The organism is Escherichia sp. E.sYA108 (genome assembly GCF_011754335.1).
GTDB classification, from domain to species: domain Bacteria; phylum Pseudomonadota; class Gammaproteobacteria; order Enterobacterales; family Enterobacteriaceae; genus Escherichia; species Escherichia coli.
The window spans coordinates 3,183,988-3,195,674 of sequence record NZ_JAAQVZ010000001.1; the positions used below are offsets into that span (position 1 = coordinate 3,183,988).

Below are 11,687 nucleotides of genomic sequence, written 5' to 3' on the forward strand. Positions count from 1 at the left end.
AAGAGTCGATATTTCTCCCGTCCATCACCGGATGATTGTTGCAATAACCCATAGCATCAGAGACTGAACAGCAGTTTTTAAAGCAACGTATTGCTCTGATGTATCAGGCCGGGCAACCCGAAAAAAAACTTTCCACCCGACATTGTCCGCCAGCACTTATCACCCGCCAGGTCTGTTGCAGTAAATCCACCAGTTGTGAACATGCTTCATCACCTGTCACACTGGCTCGCGGATGGCAAATGCTCGTCTGGCTGAGCAGCAACAGGCATCGTATTGTTGCTCCTCCATGTAGTTGTTCCCGCAACCAGCGTAATACCAGCGGCGATGATGGACTGGTCGTGTGATTACGCTCAGTAATACGTTCATAAAAGGAAGTACAGAATGCATGAATCTGTTGCCCGTTGATATTTCCTTCTGCCGAATGGAGTGTGAAGTGGACTGCCAGCAGATGCGTCCAGTGGTCCACCGCCTGCTGAACAAAACGCCGGATGTCTCCCTGCTCTGAAAATAACGCTTCGGTTATTTGCACGAAATACTACTCCTTCAGACTCTGTTAAGTTTTGTTTGTTAAATCGGTGCAGACCTGCAGGAAAGCACGCAAGCACCGGCACAGTACGATATAAACATCCGGTACCGGGGATACGAATGGAATGACGAATACGCCAGAAAAGGGATAACAACCTTCCTCAGAATGGTGAAATCATTCGCTATGGCGAAGTTATCGGTTACGCGGTACGCGATGTCGCCAAAGGCAGCTGGATCGACAAATCCACGGTCACGCTGCCGAAAGCGCCGCCGCTTAACCCCCTGCCTCGGGCGACCAAAGTGCCGGAGCCGCTGCCGCCGCTGGAAGATTACACCTTTGAAGGTTACCGCAACGCCGACGGCAGCGTGGGCACCAAAAACCTGTTGGGTATTACCACCAGCGTGCACTGCATGGCAGACGTTGTGAACTACGTGGTTAAAATTATCGAACGCAACCTGCTGCCGAAATACCCGAGCATCGACGGAGTGGTCGACTTGAACCACCTCTACGGCTGTGGCGTAGCGATTAATGCACCGACCGCCGTGGTGCCAATTCGCACCATCCATAATATTGCGCTGAACCCAAACTTCGGTGGCGAAGTGATGGTGGTGGGTCTCGGTTGCGAAAAGCTACAGCCATAGCGCCTGCAGAAAGGAACGGAAGATGTGCAGAGCATCCCGGTCGACAGAGCCAGCATCGTACGCCTACAGGACGAACAGCACGTTGGCTTTAAATCAATGGTCGACGATATCCTGCAGGCTGCCGCACACCATCTGGAAAAACTCAACCAGGCCAGCGCGTCACCTGCCCGGCCTCCGAGCTGGTGGTGGGCATGCACTGCGGTGGCAGCGACGCGTTCTCCGGCGTTACCGCTAACCCCGCTGTCGGCTACGCCTCTGACCTGCTGGTGCGCTGCGGCGCAACGGTGATGTTCTCCGAAGTCACTGATGTACACGACGCCATTCATCTGTTAACGCCGCGCGCCATCAATGAAGAAGTGGGCAGGTGTCTGCTCGAAGAGATGGCCTGATACGATAACTATCCCGATATGGGCAAAACCGACCGCAGCGCCAACCCTTCGCGGGGCAACAAAAAGGGCGGCCTCGCCAACGTGGTAAAGAAGGCACTCGGCTCCATTGCTAAATCGGGTAAAACCGCAATTGCTGAAGTGCTGTCGCCCGGTCAACACCCGACTAAACGCGGATTAATTTACGCCGCGACGCCAGCCAGCGATTTTATCTGTGGCACGCAACAGGTGGCTTCGGGTATCACCGTGCAAGTGTTTACGACCGGCCGTGGTACGCCGTACGGCCTGATGGCGGTACCCGTCATTAAAATGGCGACCCGCACCGGGCAGGCGAACCGCTGGTTTGATTTAATGGATATTAACGCGGGCACTATCGCTACCGGCGAAGAGACCATTGAAGAGGTGGGCTGGAAGTTGTTCCACTTTATTCTCGACGTCGCCAGCGGGAAGAAGAAAACCTTCTCGGATCAATGGGGATTGCATAACCAGCTGGCAGTGTTTAACCCGGCACCGGTGGTCTGATATTCTCTTCATACATCAAGTTGTATTATGCCCGATAACGCTTGTTTATCGGGCATAGTGAATCACAGCGAAGACGCGAGCTCCCCGACCAGAATCACTTCAACCCCAGCCTTTCGCAGGCCTTCCAGACTATCCGCAGGAATGCCTTCATCAACAATGATCATGTCGATACGTTGAGTATCAATGATCTTATGTAAACTGGAACGATTGAACTTACTGGAATCGGTGACCACGATGATCCGTTCCGCAACTTCGCACATCCGACGGTTTAAACGGGCTTCATCTTCATTATGCGTGCTGATGCCGCACTCCAGATCGATCGCATCTACACCAAGAAACAGCATATCGAAGTGGTAATTTTGCAGCGATTGCTCAGCCTGATCACCGTAAAAAGATTGCGACTGACGGCGTCGTGCTATCGCAGATCAACGCGCCACCATAGGCACGCACAGCGATCCCCTGCTTTTCCAGAAACGCCAGATCGTTGCGGATCGTCACAGTAGATACGCCATACAATGCCGACAGATCGTTAACCTGCTCACTCCCTTGCTGTCGCAGACGCTGAATGATCTGTTCTCGTCGCTCGCTGGTGCCTGTCACTCGCTTCTCACCTGAAGCGTCGGTATTACTCATAGTAAGTCCTTTCGTAAAACTTTCGTTTCATTTCGTTTTGCCTATTAACGCCTTTCTATTAAGCAAATGCAAGCCCACACTGCCCATTGGCGCAAGCTACTCTCGTTTTAGTGACTTTCATTATGTTTCTTTTGTGAATCAGATCAGAAAACCCGCAACTTTCGTTTTGTTTTTATCTCACCATGACGCAGTATAAACTGAAACAAAACGAAAGATTAATATCGCAGTAATCGGAACTGGAGAGGCAAGTGAAACATCTGACAGAAATGGTGAGGCAGCACAAAGCGGGCAAAACAAATGGGATTTATGCCGTTTGTTCCGCACATCCGCTGGTGCTGGAAGCTGCAATCCGCTACGCCAGTGCAAACCAAACGCCGTTACTGATTGAAGCAACCTCCAATCAGGTGGACCAGTTCAGCGGTTATACCGGAATGACGCCCGCCGATTTTCGCGGCTTTGTTTGTCAGCTCGCCGACTCGTTGAATTTCCCCCAGGATGCGCTGATTCTGGGTGGTGATCATCTGCGACCAAAATCGCTGGTCGATAGCGAAACGCTTATCGTGGTGTACATCTCCAGCCACCCTTACACGCGCCAGTACGACCTGGGTCTGCTGACAGAACTGCGCCGCGATCGTCAGGCAATGCGCGTGATCGCAATTGCGGTGGAAACGGATGCCATCATCGAAGCGGGCCCGCATATCCTGTTGCCTCCTTCCCGTTCGTTTATCGACATGGAACAGGCGTTCTGCTTCCTGATGTACGCCCAGGTCTTTGCGCTGGCTCAGTCGATTCATGTTGGCAATACGCCAGATCTCCCCTCTGCCAGCGGCACGATTAACCGTGTGGTGCAAGGTGTGATTATTCATCCATAGCGGGCTTAAGAGGCTCCCCTTATGAGCATTATCTCAACGAAATATCTTCTGCAGGATGCGCAGGCCAACGCCTACGCCGTACCGACGTTTAACATCCACAACGCCGAAACGATCCAGGCGATCCTCGAAGTGTGCAGCGAAATGCGCTCGCCCGTGCTCCTCGCGGGGCCCCCCCGGCTCGTTCAAACATATTGCCCTGGAAGAGATCTACGCCCTGTGCAGTGCGTATTCGATCACTTACGACATGCCGCTAGCACTGCATCTCGATCATCACGAATCGTTGGATGACATTCGCCGTAAGGTTCACGCCGGCGTACGCAGCGCGATGATCGATGCTTGATGCGCATAGCGTGCAGGTGATCATCGGAGCGCAGGTACAGAGCGTCAAAACCGGCATTGAAGCCTTAATTTAACAGGAGGAGTGATGTTTGATTTCGACAAAATCATTGAGCGTCAAAGTGATAAGTGCCGTAAATGGGACCATGCCTTTGTTTGCTCGCGTTTCGGTGACGTCCCGGAGTCCTTTATCCCCCTGTGGATAGCCGATATGGATTTCACCTCACCGCCTGCGGTGATTGACGGTTTCCGGCGCATCGTGGAGCACGGCACCTTTGGTTATACCTGGTGCTTTGACGAATTCTACGACGCAGTCATCGCCTTCCAGCGCAAACGTCATCAGGTTGAGGTGGAAAAATCGTGGATCACGTTGACCTACGGCACGGTATCCACGCTGCACTACACGATTCAGGCGTACTGCAAACCGGGTGACAGCGTGATGATGAACACGCCGGTCTACGATCCTTTTGCGATGGCGGCACAGCGCCAGGGCGTGCAGGTACTGGCTAACCCGCTGCGCGTGGAGGAAAACCGCTATCAGCTTGATTTTAATCTGATAGAAGAACAGCTCAAAACCTACCGTCCAACGCTGTGGTTCTTCTGCTCGCCGCATAACCCGTCCGGCAGGATCTGGCGCGAGGAAGAAATACGCCAGGTGTCCGATCTCTGTCAACGCTACGGCACGATTCTGGTGGTCGATGAGGTTCACGCTGAACACATTCTGGATGGCAAATTCGTCAGTTGTCTCACCTCTGGCTGTGCCGCCCAGGACAACCTGATCGTGCTCACATCGCCCAACAAAGCGTTAAAGCTGGGCGGGCTGAAAACCTCCTACTCCATGATTCCAGACGACTCGCTGCGCCAGCGCTTCCGCCAGCAGCTTGAGAAGAACTCCATTACCTCGCCCAATTTGTTCGGGGTATGGGGAATCATTCTGGCCTATCAACACGGTCTGCCCTGGCTCGACGCGCTGAACGATTATCTGCAAGGCAACGCCCGGTATCTGGCGGATGCCCTCCAGACCCACTTCCCGGCGTGGAAGATGATGACCCCGGAATCGTCGTATCTGGCGTGGATAGACGTAAGCGCGGATGAGAGTAGCGCAACGCAGCTAACCCAACATTTCGCACGGCAAGCAGGCGTGGTCATAGAAGACGGCAGCCACTATGTACAAAACGGTGAAAACTACCTACAGATTAATTTTGGCTCTCAGCGCTACTGGCTGGAGCGATCCACCAACCGAATGCAGTAACATTACAGATAAGGATCTTACACCAATGAAGAAAGTGCTCACTCTCTCACTACTGGCTCTGTGTGTGTCTCATAGTGCAGTAGCAGCAAACTATACGTTCAATAACGATAATATTGCCCTCTCGTTTGATGATACAAACTCGACGATTGTGCTGAAGGACCGTAGAACTAACCATCCGATCACACCACAGGAATTGTTCTTTCTGACACTACCGGATGAGACAAAAATCCACACCGCAGATTTCAAAATCAAGCACATCAAAAAACAGGACAATGCGATTGTCATCGACTTTACGCGCCCAGATTTTAACGTAACAGTGCAGTTGAACCTTGTGAAGGGAAAATATGCCAGCATCGACTACACTATTGCCGCCGTTGGGCAACCACGAGACGTCGCCAAGATTACCTTCTTCCCGACCAAAAAACAGTTTCAGGCTCCTTACGTAGACGGCGCAATCACTAGCTCACCGATCATTGCGGACTCGTTCTTTATCCTGCCGAATAAACCGATCGTGAATACCTACGCCTATGAAGCAACAACCAATCTCAACGTAGAACTGAAAACTCCAATTCAGCCAGAGACGCCGGTTAGCTTTACCACCTGGTTCGGTACTTTCCCGGAAACCAGCCAGTTGCGACGCAGTGTGAACCAGTTTATTAATGCCGTACGTCCACGTCCGTACAAGCCTTATTTGCATTACAACAGTTGGATGGATATCGGCTTTTTCACTCCGTACACCGAACAGGATGTTCTGGGACGCATGGACGAATGGAACAAGGAATTCATTAGCGGCCGCGGAGTGGCGTTAGACGCTTTTCTGCTGGACGATGGCTGGGACGATCTTACCGGACGCTGGTTATTTGGCCCGGCATTCAGCAACGGTTTTAGCAAAGTACGAGAGAAAGCCGATAGCCTGCACAGCTCCGTTGGGCTATGGCTTTCACCGTGGGGGGGTTACAATAAGCCGCGCGACGTTCGCGTTTCGCATGCAAAAGAGTATGGGTTCGAAACCGTGGACGGCAAGCTGGCGCTTTCGGGAGCGAACTACTTTAAAAACTTCAATGAGCAGATCATTAATCTTATCAAAAATGAACACATTACCTCGTTTAAACTCGACGGAATGGGGAACGCCAGTTCACATATAAAGGGTAGCCCGTTCGCCTCGGATTTTGATGCGTCAATAGCTCTGCTGCACAATATGCGCAGAGCAAACCCGAATCTATTTATCAACCTGACCACCGGCACCAACGCCAGCCCGTCCTGGTTGTTCTATGCTGATTCTATCTGGCGTCAGGGGGATGATATAAACCTGTATGGCCCCGGCACGCCGGTGCAGCAGTGGATAACATATCGTGATGCCGAGACATACCGCTCTATTGTACGTAAAGGCCCGCTATTCCCGCTGAACTCGCTGATGTACCACGGGATAGTCAGCGCCGAGAATGCCTATTACGGGTTAGAGAAGGTGCAAACGGACAGCGACTTTGCCGATCAGGTCTGGAGCTACTTCGCGACCGGCACCCAGCTGCAGGAGCTGTATATTACCCCGTCCATGCTGAACAAGGTGAAGTGGGATACGCTGGCGAAGGCTGCAAAATGGTCGAAGGAAAATGCCAGCGTGCTGGTTGATACCCACTGGATTGGCGGCGACCCAACGGCGCTTGCCGTGTACGGCTGGGCATCCTGGAGCAAAGACAAAGCCATTCTCGGTTTGCGCAACCCATCGGATAAGCCACAGACCTACTATCTGGATTTGGCGAAGGATTTCGAAATACCGGCAGGAAACGCGGCGCAGTTTAGTCTGAAAGCGGTATACGGCAGCAATAAAACAGTGCCCGTTGAGTATAAAAACGCGACGGTGATTACGTTGCAGCCGCTGGAAACGCTGGTGTTTGAGGCGGTGACCATTAACTAAACGCTTGTCCCAATAAGTAGACCGGGTAAGGCGCAAGCGCCACCCGGCAAAACCGGCAGCAGGGGCTTAGTCCCCCTGCTGTTCCTGCGCATACTTATACAACGCATTCTTCTTCACTCCGTGGATTTCTGCTGCCAACGCCGCCGCTTGCTTCAACGGCACCTCAGCCTACAACAGCGCCAGCGTACGCAGCGCATCGGCGGGCAGTTCGTCATCCTGGGCTTTATGGCCTTCAATAATCAGCACCATCTCGCCTTTGCTAGGGTTTTCATCTTCTTTGATCCACGCCAGCAGTTCGCCGACCGACGTGCCGTGGATGGTTCCCAGGCGGGTGTTCATCACATAACGGTACAGGGCATCATTCAGCGGAGCCATTAACTGGCAGCATGCGTCCACCCAGTTGGAGAATAATGCACGGCTCAGCTTGACGCCCTGACGGGCAAAAAAGAGCCAGCCCGTAGTTGTTGTTCAGAACATTACAGCTGAGAACATATCCCTGGCAGGATACTGTTCAGTCGTGGTCGGCCCCGGTTGCTTTTTTCGGAAAGCCTGCTACGCCTCAGAATAATACCGTGTTCTTTCTGATCCTGTTTAGCCAGGTAGCTAAGGGCGTAACGTAAGTCGTCTACCGCAGATTTATCACTATAGTGAATCACGTGATCGATACGCACCGGGTATTTGTCTTTAGCCCGGCAAAGGTGAAAATAACCCTCCCCTTCCGTGATCCGCCTCCAGATATCCCCCAGTTGCCTGGATATCTGATAAGAGTTCTTGTGACGTTGCCCATCCAGATAGCCGATAAAATGAATATGAAGCCCTTTGTCTGGTGTATATTCCATTACCCAGTAATATCCTGCCAACATCGTCTGGGTTTCGCTAAGTAAACGGTATATTTCAATACACATACTGTGCTTACAGGAATGCCCGAAACTGGGCGTGTCTTTCCTGTAGGCAAAATCAATTCTGAAAGGTAACAGTTTAGAAAAACGTTGAAACAGACCTTCCATGTGTTCATTCACATCTTTCAGAATCGTGAAATTCATTTCGTAATTGGGGTTAGCATTATACATTTTATAGTCCTTACTTTATAAAACTCACAGGAAGAGGAAATTACGTAAATGCTGAGGATACAGAAACGTCGTACCACGGCATTAATAAACTGGGTAACCAGTATGCAGACAACCTGATAAAACTGTTTCGTATTACCTCATTACAGTAATGGGGGTAATACTTCAGAATACAGTGAGGCTCTCTTAAACAGAGGACCAGTAAGAATTACAATGGCAAAAACACACCTCAATATAATTGAGTTTAAGAAAGCACCATTCAATCACTTACAGGAAGTAATCTGATCTTCACAAAAGTCAGCTATCGAATAGCCACAGGCAACATCGCTATTAGTATTGCCGTACCATTAAGTAAAAACAGAGACTCTGCAGAGAGAGCCTACAGATATTTAACCTCACAATAAGAAGATTATTTCATACAGAAAAGATTATATTTACCCATACTTATAAACTGTAACGGAGCTATAACGTACGAACTAAAGACAATATACTCTAATAGTGTTCTGGTACGTAACTAGTGTTAAATACAAACCAGACATACATTCAGTGGATTAACTTTTTCAATATTACGCTATGAGTGTAGTAACATAATTTACACATAACTAAACCCCATACACCACCACACTGTAGTATATGGGGATAGACGCATTACGCACATACAGAATACCCAGCATAAAGAGGAGTGACATTACGATAAAAAGAGACAACATAACAGATAACATAACTCCCATTAATAATACTAATTAACCTAAATTATTTATTGAACACGAAAACAATGAAGGTCCCACCTCACCTCAGACTAAAGCCGACAATATCCTGAGCAACACTCTATCCAATAGTAAATAGTGGTTACACCAGTTATATTTACTGACTGACCTGTACCAGAGTTTTCTAATACAACGCTGACATGGTAAAGGCATTAGTCTCCTCCGCAAGTAGCAGAGGAGATTATATGTTACTCAACGATTAAGTCATTAAGAGGTCAAAGTTAGGTGCGACACACAACGTTTTTCCCTCAATAACCGGTACAACTCTGTTTTGTTCATACAGTAAATCCAGTAACCAGTTGATTTTATCCTTTTTCCGGAAACGGTTCGGACCACGCTGTAAAATGTCATTTTTTTTCATACAGGGGATCCCCTTCTCAATGCAATAGCTTTTTATCCAGTTGAAAAGTTCAAGCTCCTCTGGAATGAGTCGCATAGTCTCGTTTTGAGCAGTGTTGTCAAAAGTTAACGGATTAGACAACCGCATATACTCATTACCGTACCATATTGCTAATTCTCTCCCCATTTCTGCAGTGTAAGGGGAAATGTCCCCCTCCTCACTGCTCAAATGGTGAAGAAGTCCTGCCAGTCTTGCCATATACTCTGCATTTTTGGCAGCATATTCCCGACAATGTCTTAAAGGCCCCAATCCCCCCAGCTTCGATTCCACATCGTTGTAATAATCCGTCCAGATTCTGGCAGCCTGAGGAGAAAAGTGAAGGCAACGTCGTTCACCACTCATAGCCAGACTTTCATCAATAAGTTCATTGATCCTCTTATCAAATAACTCCTGATACTGTGATGAATAATTATCTCCGGTTATTATCCTTGTCCCCTGCGTTGATGTTGGTTGACACATCAAAAACCTTGCATGATGTCCTGACGTTTTCACAAGTTCTTTTTTTCGCGTACAAAAACCTTTGTGGTAAACATCAGGCTGAATCATCGCCGACATCGTCAGTCTTGGCTCCTTCAAATTAATTCCGGGAGATGATTTCCTGTCGATGAAAAGAGAACCTCCATCCCACAAAGTGTTAATAATTCCCAGTTTACTCATGGCCCGGCTGTCAAAAATTACCCCCCCTTCACTGGATACAAGAGCAAAAGAACGATTGCTATCGGAGTAATATTTTAACATTCCCTCTATCGTTGTCTCATTAAAAATTGTTCGACGTATCTGCGGCGGAACAGGAGACTTATTCAGATGCGTTTCAAGCTCTGATTCTGTTGCCTTGTAATCTTTACCGGCACGAATCTCTTTATGAAATTTTGATTCCAGCGCTTTTTGTTTTTGCTCCCATATTTCCTTTTCTGTACTGTAATTCTCAACCAGTTTCGCGTATTCTTCCGCCAGGGCTTCATCCCTGAGATAAAATGCTTTCATAAACACTTTATCCACGGTCGTTTTCCTTTCACCGGAATCAGCCAGAATCAGAGAGTAAAGATTAACAGGCCCACGTAAATTTCCAGGTCTGCACACGTCAACCTGATTCTGACAGGCAATTGAGGTCGCTGTTAATGCGGATGTTGCCACCATAGCCAAAGGTGCCTGTGTATTTTTTTGAGTTTCAATTATTGCATTTCTCACCAGCGGTGGTAGTGCATATATCGGATAAGGATTTTCTGGTGCAAGTAAGCACATAAAAGCCTCTCTTTTCATTAATGGGTTAGTAAAATAGCAGCAACTCCCGCTACAATAGCGAAAATAGCTGCTATTCAGACCTGATGCTCTGAGAAATACAGAGCATTTGTAGATCTTATGTTTAATAAACCGATAAGGTTAATTCAGTGCAGACTGTATTATTTACCACGAAATATCATTCATATTTCTCATTCTTAATACCTCCAGAAATTATTTCACTAATACCTTTCCCCCGGTCTTTTCCCTTTCTCCAGAACCATAGTGTAAATATTAACGGCCCCACGTAAATTTCCGGGACTGCATACGTCAACCTGATTCTGACAGGCAATTGACATCGCTGTTAATACTGACATTGCAACCAGAGTCAGAGGTACTTGTTTATTGTATTGAGCTTTAATTATTGCCTTCCCTATCATTGATGGTCACGCATATACTGAATACGGCATATCCGGTTTGATGTAAGACATAAATGCTTCCTTTTTCGTAATACGTTTCGGTTATAGCAGCAATTACCGCTACAATAGCGACAATAGCTGCTCTTTCAACAATGAATGCTGGAAATTCTGTTTATCAATTAAACTTCTGGCTAAATTGTTCTTATGCTTCTTTTTCCTCCTGAGGTGATCACGTGATGACAAAAACTTATCTGCTCATGGTCATATCTGAAGAAAGCGTATGTCGCACTTCGTCATTAACACCTTTGACTGCTGATCTGGCAGGTACAGTATGTAAAGTAAGCCATTCGTCAATAGCTGATGAACGCCAGCCCACAGAACCACTACCAAGACGTACCGGCCTGGGGAAGGTTGCATCGTAGTATTTCGATAACGGATTCATTTTTTCGTAAATTGTCGAACGAGATATACCTAACAATTGGCTCAGTTCAGGCATCCGTAAGATGCGTGAAGGAGTCCAGCAGTATCCGGATTGATCTGGCATTTTATCCCCCATAGTGTGGTGAACTGTCGTTACAGTTTGTATTCCCCGGGTAAATTTGTCTGCGTAAAAAAGTGGGCTGAGCAAAAAGACAATAAATAATTAAAAATCAATACGATAGAAAACAACAGCATTATTGTTATTTTACTTTCCCCTTATCGCTGTCGATTCTCATTATCATTCATTGGTAAA

7 protein-coding genes and 7 pseudogenes are annotated in these 11,687 nt (G+C 48.3%); 6 read left to right on the plus strand and 8 right to left on the minus strand.

All coding sequences use genetic code 11. The features are described 5' to 3' along the window. Positions 1 to 24 precede the first annotated feature (24 nt). Positions 25 to 529, minus strand: a pseudogene (locus tag HBM92_RS25425) (hypothetical protein). 149 nt (positions 530 to 678) lie between these two features. Here HBM92_RS25425 and garD point away from each other — a divergent pair. Beyond that, positions 679 to 2,075: pseudogene (gene garD, locus HBM92_RS15410) on the plus strand (galactarate dehydratase); the annotation flags it as partial. Positions 2,076 to 2,137: 62 nt separating this feature from the next. Here the strand turns inward: garD and HBM92_RS15415 are convergent. Beyond that, positions 2,138 to 2,708 (minus strand): annotated as a pseudogene (locus HBM92_RS15415) (DeoR family transcriptional regulator). A gap of 248 nt (positions 2,709 to 2,956) precedes the next feature. Here HBM92_RS15415 and HBM92_RS25880 point away from each other — a divergent pair. The 5 genes and pseudogenes from HBM92_RS25880 (at position 2,957) to HBM92_RS15435 (ending at position 7,083) form a co-directional block, all read left to right on the plus strand. Further along, entirely contained in the window at positions 2,957 to 3,580 is a 624-nt protein-coding gene (locus HBM92_RS25880; protein WP_001350167.1) for a class II D-tagatose-bisphosphate aldolase non-catalytic subunit, read from the plus strand. Positions 3,581 to 3,601: 21 nt separating this feature from the next. Further along, positions 3,602 to 3,914 (plus strand): annotated as a pseudogene (locus HBM92_RS15425) (class II fructose-bisphosphate aldolase); the annotation flags it as partial. Continuing rightward, positions 3,913 to 3,993 (plus strand): annotated as a pseudogene (locus tag HBM92_RS25885) (PTS maltose transporter subunit IIBC); the annotation flags it as partial. The pseudogenes HBM92_RS15425 and HBM92_RS25885, both read left to right, overlap by 2 nt. 11 nt (positions 3,994 to 4,004) lie before the next feature. Then, positions 4,005 to 5,168, plus strand: a complete 1,164-nt coding sequence (locus tag HBM92_RS15430) for a MalY/PatB family protein (protein WP_000459225.1) — start codon at positions 4,005 to 4,007, stop codon at positions 5,166 to 5,168. Between the two features lie 25 nt (positions 5,169 to 5,193). Beyond that, positions 5,194 to 7,083, plus strand: coding sequence for an enterotoxin (locus tag HBM92_RS15435; RefSeq protein ID WP_001304738.1), 1,890 nt, complete (start codon positions 5,194 to 5,196; stop codon positions 7,081 to 7,083). A 66-nt stretch (positions 7,084 to 7,149) separates the two neighbouring features. Here the strand turns inward: HBM92_RS15435 and HBM92_RS25100 are convergent. From HBM92_RS25100 to HBM92_RS15460, 6 genes and pseudogenes are all read right to left on the minus strand, one after another. Further along, positions 7,150 to 7,410: pseudogene (locus HBM92_RS25100) on the minus strand (16S rRNA methyltransferase); the annotation flags it as partial. Next, a pseudogene (locus HBM92_RS25890) lies at positions 7,411 to 7,527 on the minus strand (transposase); the annotation flags it as partial. It lies immediately after the preceding pseudogene. Positions 7,528 to 7,559: 32 nt separating this feature from the next. Further along, entirely contained in the window at positions 7,560 to 8,153 is a 594-nt protein-coding gene (locus tag HBM92_RS15445; protein WP_000282102.1) for an inovirus-type Gp2 protein, read from the minus strand. 963 nt (positions 8,154 to 9,116) lie between these two features. Beyond that, positions 9,117 to 10,559: a YfjI family protein gene (locus HBM92_RS15450; RefSeq protein ID WP_000335707.1), complete on the minus strand. Its 1,443-nt coding sequence runs from the start codon at positions 10,557 to 10,559 to the stop codon at positions 9,117 to 9,119. 218 nt (positions 10,560 to 10,777) lie between these two features. Beyond that, positions 10,778 to 10,975: a DUF3987 domain-containing protein gene (locus tag HBM92_RS25700; protein WP_000579535.1), complete on the minus strand. Its 198-nt coding sequence runs from the start codon at positions 10,973 to 10,975 to the stop codon at positions 10,778 to 10,780. A gap of 226 nt (positions 10,976 to 11,201) precedes the next feature. Further along, the gene (locus HBM92_RS15460) at positions 11,202 to 11,498 is read right to left on the minus strand and encodes a helix-turn-helix transcriptional regulator (protein WP_014639577.1); all 297 of its coding nucleotides are present in this window, start codon (positions 11,496 to 11,498) and stop codon (positions 11,202 to 11,204) included. Positions 11,499 to 11,687 lie beyond the last annotated feature (189 nt).